Origin of the sequence: Streptococcus sp. 20925_1_77 (genome assembly GCF_041432125.1) — a bacterium.
Taxonomy (GTDB): Bacteria; Bacillota; Bacilli; order Lactobacillales; family Streptococcaceae; genus Streptococcus.
Genome location: NZ_JAPVZB010000010.1, coordinates 58,911 through 75,152, shown reverse-complemented (window position 1 = coordinate 75,152; position 16,242 = coordinate 58,911). Strand labels below are relative to the sequence as shown.

Genomic DNA, 16,242 nt, shown 5'->3' with positions numbered 1-16,242 from the left:
TCAGCGTCAACGTATGAATCGGTATCGACTTCTGAATCAGCATCAACGTCTGGATCGGTATCGACTTCAGAATCGGTTTCAACATCAGAATCAGTTTCAACGTCAGAGTCAGCATCAACGTCTGAATCAGTATCGACTTCTGAATCAGCATCTACCTCAGAATCAGTATCGGCTTCTGAATCAGTGTCGACATCCGTGTCGGTTTCTGTATCCGAGTCATTGTCAGCCTCCGAGTCTGTATCAACGTCTGAGTTGGTGTCAACGTCTGAATCAGCATCGACGTCCGAATCAGTCTCAACATCTGAGTCAGTATCTACTTTAGAATCAGTTTCTGTATCTGAATCAGTGTCAGCCTCTGAATCAGTATCTACTTCAGAATCAGTTTCTGTATCTGAATCAGTATCAGCGTCTGAATCTATATCAACGTCTGAATCAGTCTCAACATCCGAATCAGCCTCAACGTCCGAGTCAGTTTCAACGTCTGAATCAGTGTCAGCCTCAGAATCAGTATCTACTTCAGAATCAGTTTCTGTATCTGAATCAGTATCAGCGTCTGAGTCTATATCAACGTCTGAATCAGTGTCGACATCCGAGTCAGTGTCAACATCTGAATCGGCCTCAACGTCCGAGTCAGTTTCAACGTCTGAATCAGTATCGACATCTGAGTCGGTTTCTGTATCCGAATCAGTGTCGACATCCGAGTCAGTGTCAACATCCGAATCGGTTTCTACCTCAGAATCAGTCTCAACATCCGAGTCGGTTTCTACCTCAGAATCAGTCTCAACATCCGAGTCATTGTCAGCCTCAGAATCAGTATCAGGATCCGAGTCTGTATCAACGTCTGAATCTGCATCGACATCCGAATCAGTTTCAACGTCTGAATCAGTGTCGACATCCGAATCAGTTTCAACGTCTGAATCAGTGTCGACATCCGAGTCGGTGTCAGCCTCTGAATCAGTGTCTACGTCTGAATCGATTGCTACCTCAGAATCGATTGCTACCTCAGAATCAGTATCAACCTCTGAATCGGTCTCAACGTCTGAATCGGTCTCAAGCTCTGAATCAGTTTCAACGTCTGAATCAGTTTCTACTTCTGAATCAGCATCGACGTCCGAATCAGTTTCTACTTCAGAATCTGCATCAACCTCTGAATCGGTTTCAGCATCTGAGTCAACTTCAGTTTCAGTAAGTTCAGAATCAGCCTCTGAATCCACTTCAACGTCAGTAAGTCAATCAGTTTCAACGTCCGAGTCAGTTTCAGTGAGTCAATCACAATCAGTATCAATATCTGGTAGTGGTTTACAATCAGCTTCTGGTTCAGAATCATTGTCTGCATCAGAATCAGCAAGTGGTTCACAAAAACACAGCCAATCTGTGGCGCTTCCGAATACTGGCGAAACAGGATCTGTGACATCAGCTCTTCTTGGGGTTGTTACAGGGTTAGCTGGAATTGCTGGACTGACCCGACGTAAAAAGAAGGGGAACTGATCTAGTAGGAAATATCATTTTTTCGAGTGAATCTCATAGGAGATTCACTTTTTTACTAGTAGAATGAAGTGTTTTTAATTTCTTGCAAAAAATTCGAAAACAAAAACAAAAATAAATAAGTTTTTTATAGCAAATTACTTGAATCTACGTAGTATTCCTGTATAATGAATAATGACTACAATGTAAGGGGAATATCATGCAATTTAAGCGTTCAAAAGGAAACTTTCGTGAGACAGATCGTGTCGTACGCTTCAAATTAATTAAATCAGGAAAAAATTGGCTTCGAGCATCAACTGCTGCTCTAGGACTCTTTCGTGTGGTTCGAGGGCAAGTAGAGGAGATGGTCATTGCCGAAGTTCCAGAAGATGGCGGTCGTCTTCATAAGGAGGGCCAGCAGTTATTAAAAGGCTTGGTTGCTGTAGGGACTATATTTGGAGGAGCTGTTGTGGCTACGACGGCTCAAGCAGAAGAAGTGGCATCTCTCGCCCCAACTGTGTCTGAAACGAAACAAGAGACATTGGCAGAAGCAGATAGCGTCATTCTTTCAAAGACATCCTCGCTAGATTCTGCATCTGCTTCTCTATCAACCTCTACAAGTCTTTCTGAAACGGCTAGCCATTCGCTCTCTATGAGTGAATCGACTTCTATTTCCATCAGTGGGCAAGAATCTACCAGTTTGGCAAGCGTTTCTAGTGAATCCACACAAGTTCTAGCTTCAGAATCAGCGGTAGATGAACCAGCAGCTACAGATGAAGCTTCCCTATTGGAACAAAACGCTTCTGAAGCAGAGCTGCTCCAACAAATCGCAGGGAAATACGCTACTCAGATACCTGTGCCTGAGCGTAAGGCAGCTTTGGAAGCAGTTATCAATAAGCTACAATCGGAAGTAACTACTAGCTATCGTTTGATCCATACAAATGCTGGTGCGCAAGCTTATGCCGAGCAACGCGATCGCTTGGGCAAAGCAGTTGATGAGATGATGACCACCTTAACGGCTGCAGGCTTTGTGGGAAATTCCAATATAAATGGGAAACCAGCTATCTCAGCTCAATTGGCTCCAATTAGTGAAGAGGCTAGAAGTAGTGATGAAGATCTATCCATCTCACCCGAGATGGATGATCGCCATGGCGCCAATGTGGTAGATGCGCCACTATCAACCTCGAATGTTGCCAAAGACCCGAACCTAGATAAAAATGCTTTGTTAACTCCAGAAGAGCTTGCAAAGTATTCAAAAGATCACGATTTGAACCGTTATACTTTTGCAATTTGGGAATTTGTTGACCGAAATGAGGAATCCTTGGGCTACTATGCGACACTATCTGTTGATCGTAGCGAAACGACTCCAGATATTCGTGATCCGAAGAATGTTTATTTCCGAATTGTGAAGGAATCAGATGGATCAGAAGTCTTTTCTCAAACATTCCACCCCAACGAGAGATTGAATAGCCCTATACGACTTCCTAAAGAAGTCTTGATTGCCGATTCTCCAGCAGGCAACAACTTTATCTATTCTTTCGGAGACGCAAGTAAACCTCCTTATGTGACCCTACAATCTTTTCCTAGTATTATGGTTCCAGCCAGAAGTGTTATGCTCCGAGATGTCTATGATGTCATGGAACCTTCACGTCAAGGTCAAATATTAAATGAGTTCTTCCAGGTTAAAGTACCAACCATGTGGTCTCAACAGTCTACCTTGTATCGTTTGGTGGATCCAAAGGGTAAATGGCAAAATGGACTGTATCAACCAACTGGTGAAGAAGAGATCCTTGCTGAATACAGGCAATCTGGGATTGAGGGACAACAGTATACGGCTTCAAATGCTCGTGATATTGCAGGTTACGTTCAGGTACCAGTAGTAAGTACTTCTCAAAATGTAACAACAGGAACTTTTGATAATAGTACAGTTGGAGATCGACGTGTAGAATTGTATGGAAATGCGCGTGAACATTTTATCAAAAGTGAAGTTGTCACAACGAATCAAAATGGGGACTACATACTTCGCTATTACGTCTTGGATCCTTCTAAAATATATACATTGACCTCTCGGGATACAGGAAATGAATCAGTATTTGATAAGTATACTCTTGTTTATGAAAAAACTTTTAAACACGACGTTCCAGGCCAATTGTCTGACTTAGGTGGAACGCGTAAAATTGAAAGTAAAAATAAGGATTATTTCCTAAACGTTACTCCAAGACGTGTGGATGAACATAACTTTGAACTGGACGTAACAGGTTGGTTTTCCGCCAATGAAACAGTGACCTATACTGATGAAAAGACGGGAATAGCGTACACGGTTCCAAAACCATTCACAGCTGTTCCAAAATCATCTTCCCTTTCAAAAAATACAACGATGGTTGTAGGGGAAGATGCGACTCCTCAAGGAGCCGATGGCTTCTCTCGTTTCAAGCATACGATTAAAGATAACTATTATGCTAATCCAATGACGAGTGTGAACTACTATTATCGGAAGATGACGGCATCTGAGTCTGCCTCACAGTCTCAAAGTTTTTCAACTTCATCTTCCATCTCTGAGAGTGAGTCACCAACCTTTGAGTCTATTTCAAGATCTCAGTCAGAATCCTTGGCCCCAGCATCACTATCTGCGAGTCAGTCAGAATCCTTGGTTCAAGCCTCGGTTTTTGCGAGCCAGTCTGATTCTTTAATTCAAGCTATGTCTTCTGCGAGTCAATCAAAGTCCTTGGCTCAAGAATCACTTTCCGCGAGCCAGTCTGATTTCTTAGTTCAAACATCAATTTTCCTTAGTCAATCTGAATCGTTGGCTCAAGAATCGCTTTCTACGAGCCAATCGACATCCTTGGTTCAAGAATCGCTTTCAGTGAGCCAATCTGAGTCACAGGTTCAAGAATCGCTTTCAGTGAGCCAATCTGAGTCACAGGTTCAAGAATCGATTTCTGTGAGTCAGTCAGAATCGTTAGTACAAGAATCCGTTTCGGCAAGTCAATCAGAGTCACAGGTTCAAGAATCGATTTCTGTGAGTCAGTCCGAATCCTTGGTTCAATCTTCGGTTTCGGCAAGCCAGTCAGAATCCTTGGTTCAATCTTCGGTTTCGGCAAGTCAGTCCGAATCGTTAATTCAAGCTTCGGTTTCGGCAAGTCAGTCCGAGTCATTGGTTCAAGCTTCAGTTTCAGCAAGCCAGTCCGAATCGTTAATTAAAGAATCGACTTCCGTAAGCCAATCTGAATCGTTGGTACAAGAGTCCGTTTCAGCGAGTCAATCTGAGTCACAAGTTCAAGCCTCGACTTCAGCGAGTCAATCTGAATTACAAGCCCAAGCCTCGACTTCAGCGAGTCAATCTGACTCACAAGTTCAAGCTTCAACATCAGTAAGCCAGTCAGAATCACAGGATAAAGAATCGCTTTCTGCGAGCCAATCCGAATCACAAGTTCAAGCCTCGACTTCAGCGAGTCAATCTGAGTCACAGGATAAAGAATCGGTTTCAGCAAGTCAGTCAGAGTCACAGGTTCAAGCATCAATCTCTGCAAGCCAATCTGAATCACAGGTTCAAGCTTCAATATCTGCGAGTCAATCTGAATCACTGGTTAAAGAATCAATTTCCGCGAGTCAGTCCGAGTCACAGGTTCGAGAATCGATTTCAGCAAGCCAGTCCGAGTCACAGGTTAAAGAATCAGTTTCGGCAAGCCAGTCAGAGTCGTTGGTCCAAGCTTCAATCTCAGCAAGCCAATCAGAATCACAGGTTCAAGCTTCAATATCTGCGAGTCAATCTGAATCACTGGTTAAAGAATCAATTTCCGCGAGTCAATCAGAGTCCTTGGTACAAGAGTCGGTTTCAACTAGTCAGTCCGATTCCTTGATACAAGAATCTGTTTCTGTCAGTCAATCAGACTCGCAATCAAAAGCGGCATCAGCATCTAAGAGTGAGTCTGAAAAAGCCTCGAAATCTATTTCGTTGAGTCAGTCGGTATCCTTATCTAATTTGGTATCCAAATCAATTTCTGTGTCTCAATCGCAGTCAACATCGGCGGTTGGATCGGAAGAAGTGGTTTCTCAACTGATTTCCTTGTCGCAATCTATTTCGATGAGTCAATCTGAATCACTGGTTCAAGTGTCAGTTTCAGCTAGTCAATCCGAATCTTTGCTACAGGAATCGATTTCTACAAGTCAATCAGAGTCGTTGGTTCAAGAATCCGTTTCGACAAGTCAGTCTGATTCGCAGGTACAAGAGTTCATTTCAGCGAGTCAGTCTGAGTCATTGGTACAAGCATCCGTTTCAGCAAGTCAGTCTGATTCCTTGGTTCAGGAATCTGTATCTGCCAGTCAATCAGACTCGTTGGTTCAAGCATCCGTTTCTGTCAGTCAATCAGACTCGTTGGTCCAAGCCTCAGTCTCAGCCAGTCAATCAGACTCGTTGGTTCAGGCATCTGTATCGTCTAGCAAATCCGAGTCTTTGGTTCAGACATCGGTTTCAGCTAGCCAATCAGAGTCTTTGGTCCAAGCCTCAGTTTCAGCAAGTCAGTCTGAGTCGTTGGTCCAAGCCTCAGTTTCCGCCAGTCGATCAGACTCCTTGGTTCAGTCATCTGTATCGTCTAGCCAATCAGAGTCTTTGGTTCAAGCATCCGTTTCAGCTAGCCAATCAGAATCGTTAGTACAAGAATCAGTTTCAGTGAGTCAATCACAATCTACTTCTGATGTCGAATCTAAGTCTCAAAATACAGAATCTATGTCCTTTTCTCGTTCTGATTCAATGAGTCAGTCGGAATCGCAAGTATCTACTGATTTGCAATCAACATCATTGAGTCAATCAGAATCGTTAGTGCGAGAGTCTGTTTCAGCTAGTGAATCCGACTCGTTGGTTCAAGCTTCGACTTCAGCGAGTCAGTCAGAATCACAAGTTCAAGTTTCGATCTCTGCAAGTCAATCAGAATCACAAGTTCAAGCTTCGATCTCTGCCAGTCAATCAGAATCATTGGTCCAAGCCTCGGTTTCAGCGAGCCAATCAGACTCACTGGTTCAAGCCTCAGTCTCCGCCAGTCAATCAGAATCGCAATCAAAAGTAGCTTCTGAATCAGCATCTAAGAGTGAGTCTGAAAAAGCCTCGAAATCTGTTTTGTTGAGTCAGTCGGTATCCTTATCTGATTTAGCGTCTAGATCCATTTCTATGTCTCAATCGCAGTCAACATCGGCGGTTGGATCGAAAGAAGTGGTTTCTCAACTGATTTCCTTGTCGCAATCTATTTCGATGAGCGAAAAGCTGTCTGAATCTGTTTCAATGAGTCAATCCGAATCCTTGGTACAAGCCTCAATTTCTGCAAGTCAATCAGAGTCATTGATTCAAGAATCGATTTTGGCAAGTCAATCAGACTCCTTGGTTCAAGCTTCGATTTTGGCAAGTCAATCAGAATCCTTAGTACAAGCTTCGATTTCTGCAACTCAATCTGAGTCACAAGTCCAAGCTTCAGTTTCTGCAAGTCAGTCTGAATCACAAGTTCAAGCTTTAGCTTCAGCGAGCCAGTCTGAGTCGTTGATCCAAGCTTCGGTTTCCGCGAGTCAATCAGATTCGTTAGTCCAAGCTTCTGCCTCAACAAGTAAATCAGCTTCAACTTCTGATGTCGTAGCTGCATCGCAGGTTTCAGAGTCTGGATCGTTCTCGCGATCAGTTTCAGAGAGTCTATCTGCTTCACAATGGGCATCTCATTCAGAATCTCTAGCGTCAGCCTCGCTATCGAAGTCTGACTCCTATAGCCAATCAACTTCGCTCCTTTCAACAAGCGAATCAGCTTCAACGTCGATGTCAGTGTCTGAATTCCCTTTGACGAGTGTCTCAGAATCTATGAGCGCATCATCGACAGAGAGTCAATCCCTATCGCATGAAGCTTCTGAATGGATCAGTGTGTCTTATGCGTCAAGTTTCTCTGCTATGACCAGTCCTTCTGAGTCTGTCGTGTCTTCGTTCAGCACCTCTCACTCAGAATCTCCATCAGATGCAAGCTCGCTAAGTGCGACGCATTCTTCAGGACCTGCTCTTCCAGAGACAGGAGCCCATCCTTCAAGTAATATCCTTGCTACGGTAGTTTCCATTCTTCTGTCTGGATTAGCCCTTTTAGGAATTCGGAAAAAAGATGGCAAATAGAACCTTAAAAGACCGGAATGAACCGGTCTTTTATTGATCTAGAATGTCTAAGAAGTTGTGAAATATGTTATAATGAATGAGGAAGTTTTCGTTGAAGAGTATGAAAAAGGTTGCTTTGTGAAAAGCTCAGTTTGCCTTCATATCTTCAGGAAATATGGGATAAAAAAAGAAGAGTCAGAGGAAAGAGATGAAAATCCATTTTACAAATTTATTCGGGCAGTCTTCTCAGAGCGTGGCCCTGATGGCACAAAACGATATTATGAATGTCGTTCGTGAACTTGGAGTTAATGAATTAGGGATCTACTTTTATGATCATAGCAATGAACCAGCTAGCGAATTGAATTCGCGGATGGATGGGATTTTAGCAGGCGTTGCTTTTGGGGATATTGTCTTCGTTCAATCTCCTTCTTGGAATGGAATTGAGTGGGACCGCCGTTTGGTTGATAAGTTAAAACTCCTTCAAACCAAGCTGGTCATGTTTATCCACGATGTTCCACCACTCATGTTTGAGAGCAATTATTACTTGATGCCCAACTATATCGAGATGTACAATCAGAGTGATTTGGTCGTTGTTCCGTCAGAGCAAATGTACCATCGTCTAGTATCAGAAGGGCTCACAGTAAAAAAATATGTGGTCCAAAAGTTGTGGGATTTGACCCACAGTTTGGATCTCTATACTCCGCAATTTGAGAAAAAACTGATCTTCTCAGGGAATCCTTCGCGTTTCCCACATATCATCGATTGGAAATATGATACACCCCTTCATGTCTATACCGAACCGGTTGAAGGAGTCGATTATTCTAAGATCCATATGGAAGGCTGGCGGACCAAGCAAGAGTTGCTTCTCGAGCTTTCCAAGGGTGGTTTTGGGCTTGTCTGGGGAAATTCTGAGAATCCTGAGGATGAGCGGGATTACTACAAAGAAAATATTTCCTACAAACTATCAACTTATCTATCTGCTGGTCTTCCAGTAGTAGTGCCAGACTATTTGTCAAATGCAGACTATATTCGAGAAAAAGGGCTCGGTTTTGTAGCCTCCAGTCTTGAAGAAGCCAATCGTTTGGTCCAAGACTGTACAGAAGAAGAGTATGCCCAAATGGTCCGAAAGGCTCAATATACTTCTTATTTGATCCGCAATGGCTATTTTACAAAGAAATTATTTGTCGATACCATCATGGCTTTAGGAGAATAGCATTCAATAAGGGATCCTTCAGATAAACATCTGAAGGATTTTTTGTTGAATACGGTACCAAATGGGGAAATTGAAATATTAGTGACAAATGAGTATGGAAAAGTCGCAAATTATGGTAAAATAAGTTGAGATAAAATGCTCTAAAGGCGCATATGTAAAGGCTGTTTCCCAGGTGGAAGAGTCAAAATGAGTAAGAGAAAGTTTAAAAGAAATGTTAAAACGATCTGAAGTAGGAAAGAGATTTTGTTGGACGATATTTTTCGTCTTTATTTATGTTTTGGGAAGTAAAATTTCCCTGCCTTTTGTTGACTTATCAAAGGCCTTGAGACTCAATGAGGGAACGACAACGGGCTTGCAGCTTTCAAGCGCTGTGATGGGGGGGAACCTCCGCGGAATGTCGATCTTTTCGATCGGTCTATCCCCATGGATGTCTTCCATGATTTTGTGGCGGATGTTTACCGTTTCAAAACGCTTTAACCTCGAAAAAACCAGCACGGAGATAGTGGAGCGACGAAAGATGTACGTGACCTTGGCGCTCGCCATCGTCCAGTCTTTGGCAGTGGCCATGTATCTCCCCTTGAAGACAGGGTTGAACCCCGGACTCGTCATTGCGGTCAATACCATGATTATGGTAGCCGGAGCCTTTTTTTTAGTTTGGCTCTCCGATCTAAATGCCGCTTTGGGGCTTGGAAGTTCTGTTGTCATCATGATGGCTGGGATGGTTATGTACCTGCCAGAAGACGTGATGCAGACCCTTTCAAATGTCAATAATATCCCAGAAATCGCTTATGTTCTGGGGGTGATTTTCATCTTGATTTTTGTCTATGTGGCAGTCTTGGTGGAATATTCCAAGTACCAGATTCCTGTCAATAAATTAGGGATCCACAACAACTTGAAAAGTTATACTTTTTTGGATATCAAGCTCAACCCGGCAGGAGGGATGCCCTTCATGTACGCCATGACCTTGGTGTCCATTCCTCAGTATGCCATGCTCTTGATCTTGTCTATGGATTCCAATGCCAAGTGGGCTGCTCATTTAGCCAAACACTTGGTGATGGGAGATCCGATTTGGATCCTTCTTTACATTCTGATGATCGCCCTTCTCTCTTTTGCTTTCGCCTTTGTCAATGTGAACGGAGAAGAAATTGCAGATAAGATGATGAAGGCTTCTGAGTATATCGATCATGTCTATCCTGGAGCAGATACACGTCGCTATATCAATAAAATTGTGCTACGCTTGACTGTTTTTGGGACCTTGTATCTGATCCTCTTCACAGCGCTTCCTTTTTCTCTCTTGTTATGGGATAAGGATCTCTTGCGCTTGACCATGATTCCAGGAACCTTTCTCATGTTTGTCGGGATGATTTACAATATCCGAGAAGAAATTCGTGCCCTTCGAGTGAATCAACGTTATACAAGAATATTCTAGGAGTAACCATGTATTATTTTGTACCAGCTTGGTATGGAACGGACCGCATCTGGCAGCAAACAGCTACCCCTTGGTACTGGATGCGAGAGTCCATTGAATTTGACGATACCATTAATCAAGTTCGTATTTTTCAAGAAGCAGAAATGGATCGGATCTTATTGTTGCCTCAATATAGTCCACAACTGCGCTATTTTTTACACCGCCAAGATTTGTTAGAGACAGATGTTCTTTCGATTTTTGATAAAATCCAACAGGTTCCGTCTGATTTGACTATGCGCCCAGTCCAGCTTCAGGACATCGAATGGCCAAGTGAGACCACTTTTTCCTACACTCCCTTTTTGGTAATGGCATTTCGAAAGGGCCACCACCTAGCGAAAATTGATATGGGAGTGGATGGAAATATTCTCTCTTTGACTCGTTATAAGAATGATGAGATCAGCTACATCGAGTATTTAGATGATCGCGGCTTTATCTCTAGTAGGATTTACTACAATGAGAGGAAACCTTATTTTCAAGAGTATCTGAGTTTTGATGGACAATGGGTTTTGAGAGAAATGTTGATCGAAGAGAACCAATCTGTTATGGTCAATGAGGCTTTCTTTCCTGCCTTCAAAAAAGAAAGCTATTCCGATATGGGAGAAGTTGTCGCTGAAAAGATGAAGGAACAGTTGGCAGCCTTGGTACCAGGACGAGATCAGTTGGTACTGGCAGCTCATCCAGCAAATTTGGCTTTTTTACAGGATACAGCAAGTAGTGTCAAGAAAGTCTTGTCCTTCTATGGAGATCGTCAGCCCTTATCTGCTGAAAACTTTGCTCTCTATTTTGATATGATTGATGCCCAGCTCTTGATCACAGATAGTGAAAAAACCAAAGAAGCGATTGGGGTCTTTTCTCCTAGCTTAGCTCAAAAGACACACCGGATTACCTCTTTTGACTCCCGCCTCCGTTTGGGCTCTAGTCAGGAACGCAAGGAATCAAAGATTTACTTTTATGTCAATGAAGCTGAGCTTCCAAGTAAGAGCCAGCTCAAGAAGGTTCTGGAGGTCTTGGCACAACATCCTTTATTTGAAGTTGTTTTTGCATTTTACAATGGATCGCCGGAGCGTGTTAAGGAATTAGAAGGGCAACTCGAGGAATTGATCGCTAGCGAGCAGGACTTGCATCTGGTTCAATCACCAGCCCAAATGGAAGGACTTGGGGAAAACCAGATTATCGATGAAGAGTCTGTACAAGACGCACCGGACTATCGCTTTGTAGTTAAGAATTTTTCAAATGAAAATGACATTATTCAAGAGTTGGAAAAAACCCGCTTGATCGTAGATTTAAGCGAGGAACCCAACCTCTATACGCAGATTGCAGGGATCTCTGCTGGGATTCCACAGGTCAACCGCGTCCAGACAGAATATGTCGATCATTTGAAAAATGGTTATGTCTTATCAAAGGGAGACAAGGAATTAGAGAAGGCGATTACTCACTTTTTATTGGAATTGAAGCCTTGGAATGAAGCCTTGGTCTACTCGATCGAAAAAATTCAAGAATACACCGGTCAACGCTTGATTGAGAAATGGGAAGGATGGATGAAAGAACGTCATGGATAAAAAACAACAAATACCCCATATTCTCCAAATCGGCTCAAGCAGTTGGCGAGATCAGGTGGAGCTTCCTGCTGGACTAGGCTGGCACTTTTTTCAAGTCACCGCTCTTCCATCGCTCAAAGAGTATATGGAAGAAGAGGAAATCTCCAAATTCAAAGCCTTGATTCTGGAAAAGCCAGAAGATTTATTAGCTTTAGGAGAAGACCTGGCTTATTTCCAGCCTTATACTGTTTTTTATGATCAAAGCCATGAACTAGAGGCGCCTTCTGACGAATTGGCCCACCTCTTAAGACTCAAGCAAGCAAGACCCTGGGATTTCTCAAATAAGCATCAATTTCTCTATGTCTTAGAGCGCTTTTTATACGACAATCAATATGGAGATGCCTTTACAGTTCGTGACCTGCGAGTGAGACCGGATTTTGCTGGCCAGCAAACGGTGCTGGGGCAACATTTTCTGAAGCTAGATGGATCATACGGTGAAGAGTTTACACCGATTGCTCAGTGGGTCTACAACTACGTGTATGATGCTAGTCGTCCCATCAATTTTTGGTTGGAATATGAAAAAAATCCAAGCTGTCAGCTGCAATTGCGGATTCAATTTTACCGCTTTGGTGCTCTGGGAGAGTGGGTCAAAGATGCAGTCTTTTCAGAAGAAGAGATGGAGCAACCACTAGAATTGGACGGAGCAGAACCTTATTACTTAGCCTTTTCGCTGGAAGCAAGAGGAGAGGGGACGCTTACGATCGGAGCCTTACATAAGCGCTTGTCACATGGTCCTTTAGGAGAGATGACCGTAGGAGCTAAGACGCTACGGGACCACAAACGCCAAGAAATTTTTGCTTATTTCCATCCTGGCGATATGAAGCCGCCTTTAAACATATACTTCTCTGGGTATCGCCCGGCCGAAGGTTTTGAAGGGTTTGGGATGTTGCGTGCGATGGGGAGTCCCTTTATTCTCTTTTCTGACCCAAGACTGGAAGGTGGATCCTTCTATATGGGCTCAGAAGAATTGGAAAATCAAATCACTGCCTTTATTGATCAGCACTTGGACTTGCTCGGCTTTGAGCCAAAAGATATGAATTTCTCAGGCTTGTCCATGGGGACCTTTGGTGCCCTTTACTATGGGGCTCTTTATTCTCCTCATGCGATCTTGGTCGGAAAACCTATTGTCAACCTGGGGGATGTCGCTGCCAACCTGAAATTTAAACGCCCAGATGAGTTTGGAACATCCCTAGACATGATGCAGTTGATCATTGGTCAAGTGTCGCAAGAAGGGATCGGTCAGCTCAATCAACGTTTCTGGGACCGGTTTGACCAGGCAGATTTCAAGGATACGATTTTAGCCCTTGCCTATATGAGGGATGATGACTACGACCAGCAAGCTTATCCAGATATTTTAGAGGCCTTGTATGAATTGCCGGTTCGTATTATCAGTACTAGCCGCGCCGGTCGACACAATGATGCGAGTGGTCCGATCATTGAGTGGTTTGTGACCCAGTACAAAGAAATCATGGAAAGAGACTTTGGAAGAAACCAATGATAAAAATAAAAGAAAATGAAAGCAGACGAATCTACTGGGGCGATACCGTTCTAGCAGATTATCTTTGGGGGTCGACCATTCAAGCGACTGACCAAGGAAGCGTTCAGTTTCAGAACCCCCTCATGCCATCTGGTCAAGTGCTGAAAACTTGGCATTCGCAGACAAATTTTGGCGCAACTCGTCAAATTCCTAGTCTGCCCCTGCTCAAAAGAGAGCAAGATTATGAATTGGTTATCACGATGGAAGCGACTCCTGCTCATACCGTTATGGTGGAAATCGTCTTCAAAGATCGCTTTGGAGAGGTCGTTGGCCGTCGAGTAACCGCAGAAGGTCGCTTGCCGTTTACCTATCCAGATCAAGCATACGCCTATGAAGTACGCTTGCTCAGTGCAGGTTTGCAAGAGTTTACCTTCCACTATTTCACGATTCAACCAATATCGTCTGAGGGAGCAGAAGTTCTCGAATAGACGAACATCACTGCAAAAAAAGAGGATTACATTGGATTACGTTAAATTAAGAAACATCAAAAAAATCTTAAAAGAAGTCAATAGCTGGAAGGATGACATGGCCCGCTTGACGGATCAACAACTACAGGAGAAGACTGTGGAATTTCGGGAACGTCTAGCAGAGGGTGAGACCTTGGATGATCTCTTACCGGAAGCATTTGCAGTTGCGCGGGAAGCTGATAAACGGGTCTTGGGCATGTTTCCTTATGACGTGCAAGTCATGGGAGGAATTGTCCTCCACCAAGGCAATGTCGCTGAAATGAATACCGGTGAAGGGAAGACCTTGACGGCAACTATGCCGGTTTATCTCAATGCCTTAGAGGGCAAAGGGGTCATGGTTATTACGACCAATACCTATCTGGCAACTCGGGATGCAGAAGAGATGGGACAGGTCTACCGCTTTTTGGGCTTGACTGTTGGAGTTCCCTTGAAACAATCAGAAGACGAAGAATTAGATCCAGAAGTCAAACGCGAGATCTACCGCTCAGATGTCATTTATACGACCAATACTAGTCTGGGCTTTGACTATTTAACAGAGAACTTGACGGCTTCGGCAGATGGCCAATTTTTGGCAGACTTCAATTATGCCATTGTCGATGAGATTGATTCGGTGCTTCTAGATAGTGCTCAGACTCCCTTGATTATTTCTGGTTCTCCTCGGGTTCAATCCAACCTTTATGGGATTATTGATACCCTGATCCAGACCTTCAAAGAGGGGGAAGACTTCAAGTTTGATGAAGAAAAGAAACGAGTTTGGTTGACTCGAAAAGGAGCTCATGCAGCAGAAGCCTTTCTTGCTATTCCCAACCTCTATGATCCCCAATACCGTGATTTGGTCCGCCATATCAGCCTAGCTCTACAAGCCAATAAAAACTTTATTAAGGATAAGGATTATGTCATCCATCCCAATGTCGAAGGGCAACCGGAGATTGTCTTACTAGACCAGGCGACGGGTCGCTTGATGGAAATGACGCGCTTGCAAGGAGGACTCCACCAGGCGATTGAAGCTAAAGAGGGTCTCAAGCTGACCCAAGAAACACGGGCCATGGCTTCTATTACTTACCAAAACCTCTTTAAGATGTTTCGGAAGTTGGGTGGCATGACCGGGACTGGGAAGGTCGCTGAGGCAGAGTTTCTTGATACCTATGCCATGTCAGTGATCAAGATCCCAACCAATCGTAGGAAGATCCGCAAGGATTTGCCGGATGAAATCTATCAGACCTTGCCGGAAAAAATCGTGGCTTCCTTGGATTATGTGAAGAAGGTCCACGAAAAGGGCAATCCGATTCTGGTCTTTGCCGGATCGGTTGAAATGTCGATTCTTTATTCGAATCTTCTTTTGCGCGAAGGGATTCCACACAATCTTCTCAATGCCAACAATGCTCCTCGAGAGGCCCAGATCATTAAGGAATCAGGTCGAAAAGGTGCTGTGACCGTTGCGACCTCAATGGCCGGTCGGGGAACCGATATCAAGTTGGGACCAGGAGTCGCTGAGTTAGGTGGCTTGGTGGTTGTCGGGACTGAGCGGATGATGAACCAGCGGATTGACCTTCAAATTCGGGGGCGTTCAGGTCGCCAAGGAGATCCCGGTTTGACCAAGTTCTTCGTCTCTTTGGAAGACGATTTGATGAAAAACTGGGGGCCAGACTGGATCCAGGATACCTATCAAGACTATGATGTGGATGAGCGGATTGGTTCTGCTAAAGCTCTGACCAAGCGCAAGTATAGAAACTTGGTGGAACGGGCTCAAAATGCTAGTGAAAGTTCTGGTCAGGCCAGTCGTCGGATGACGTTAGAATTTGCGGAAAGCATGAACATTCAGCGTGCCATCGTCTACGAAGAGCGCGACCGCTTGATCAAACAAGAAGGTCGCTTGGACAACATCGTTGAAAAAGTGCTTCGTTCCGTCTTTTCAAGCATAGTCCATAAAAAAGAGTACAAGGAACCGGTAGCTTTTTATCGCTATATGTTAGACAATGTTAGCTACCAAGTGGATCCGGATAAGGCCCACCAAACTTTCCGTAGCAAGAAAACCAAAGAAAATTTCTTATGGGAGATTGCTAAAAGCGAGTTGGAAGCTAAGTATGAGATCTTAGGCACCGATGAGGTGATCGCCCAATTCCAGCGCATGGCCATTCTAAAAGCTATCGACGAGAACTGGGTCGAGCAGGTAGACTATCTGCAACAATTGCGCATGGCGCTCTCTGGTCAGTACACCAGTCAGAAAAACCCTTTGGTAGAATTTTTCCAAGAAGCCTACCAATCCTTTGAACGAATGAAAGAGGCGGCCAAAGAACAAATGGTCCGCAATCTCTTACTGAGTCGAGTAGAAATCAATAAAAAAGGGGAAATTGTCTTGCATTTCCCATAAAAGAGGACA

At 43.8% G+C, this 16,242-nt stretch carries 8 protein-coding genes and 1 pseudogene; 8 read left to right on the top strand and 1 reads right to left on the bottom strand.

What is annotated here, in order from left to right; all coding sequences use genetic code 11:
* Nucleotides 1-1,214: pseudogene (locus O3626_RS06755) on the bottom strand (hypothetical protein); the annotation flags it as partial.
* A gap of 46 nt (nucleotides 1,215-1,260) precedes the next feature.
* Here O3626_RS06755 and O3626_RS06750 point away from each other — a divergent pair.
* From O3626_RS06750 to secA2, 8 genes are all read left to right on the top strand, one after another.
* A complete protein-coding gene (locus O3626_RS06750; RefSeq protein WP_371496012.1) occupies nucleotides 1,261-1,488 on the top strand; it encodes an LPXTG cell wall anchor domain-containing protein in 228 nt (75 codons plus the stop codon).
* A 196-nt stretch (nucleotides 1,489-1,684) separates the two neighbouring features.
* Complete coding sequence (locus O3626_RS06745; protein ID WP_371496010.1) at nucleotides 1,685-7,600, top strand: accessory Sec-dependent serine-rich glycoprotein adhesin; 5,916 nt, start codon at nucleotides 1,685-1,687, stop codon at nucleotides 7,598-7,600.
* A gap of 187 nt (nucleotides 7,601-7,787) precedes the next feature.
* Nucleotides 7,788-8,792 (top strand): sugar transferase, encoded by a 1,005-nt coding sequence (locus tag O3626_RS06740; protein WP_371496008.1) that lies wholly within the window; start codon nucleotides 7,788-7,790, stop codon nucleotides 8,790-8,792.
* Between the two features lie 211 nt (nucleotides 8,793-9,003).
* On the top strand, nucleotides 9,004-10,221 hold the full coding sequence (secY2, locus tag O3626_RS06735; protein ID WP_049514786.1) for an accessory Sec system protein translocase subunit SecY2: 1,218 nt from the start codon (nucleotides 9,004-9,006) through the stop codon (nucleotides 10,219-10,221).
* Between the two features lie 8 nt (nucleotides 10,222-10,229).
* Nucleotides 10,230-11,819, top strand: coding sequence for an accessory Sec system protein Asp1 (asp1, locus tag O3626_RS06730; RefSeq protein WP_371496005.1), 1,590 nt, complete (start codon nucleotides 10,230-10,232; stop codon nucleotides 11,817-11,819).
* Complete coding sequence (gene asp2, locus O3626_RS06725; RefSeq protein WP_371496003.1) at nucleotides 11,812-13,356, top strand: accessory Sec system protein Asp2; 1,545 nt, start codon at nucleotides 11,812-11,814, stop codon at nucleotides 13,354-13,356. The genes asp1 and asp2 overlap by 8 nt, the downstream gene beginning before the upstream one ends.
* Nucleotides 13,353-13,823 (top strand): accessory Sec system protein Asp3, encoded by a 471-nt coding sequence (asp3, locus tag O3626_RS06720; RefSeq protein WP_021153996.1) that lies wholly within the window; start codon nucleotides 13,353-13,355, stop codon nucleotides 13,821-13,823. The genes asp2 and asp3 overlap by 4 nt, the downstream gene beginning before the upstream one ends.
* 25 nt (nucleotides 13,824-13,848) lie before the next feature.
* Nucleotides 13,849-16,233 (top strand): accessory Sec system translocase SecA2, encoded by a 2,385-nt coding sequence (secA2, locus tag O3626_RS06715; RefSeq protein ID WP_371496016.1) that lies wholly within the window; start codon nucleotides 13,849-13,851, stop codon nucleotides 16,231-16,233.
* Nucleotides 16,234-16,242: the final 9 nt, after the last annotated feature.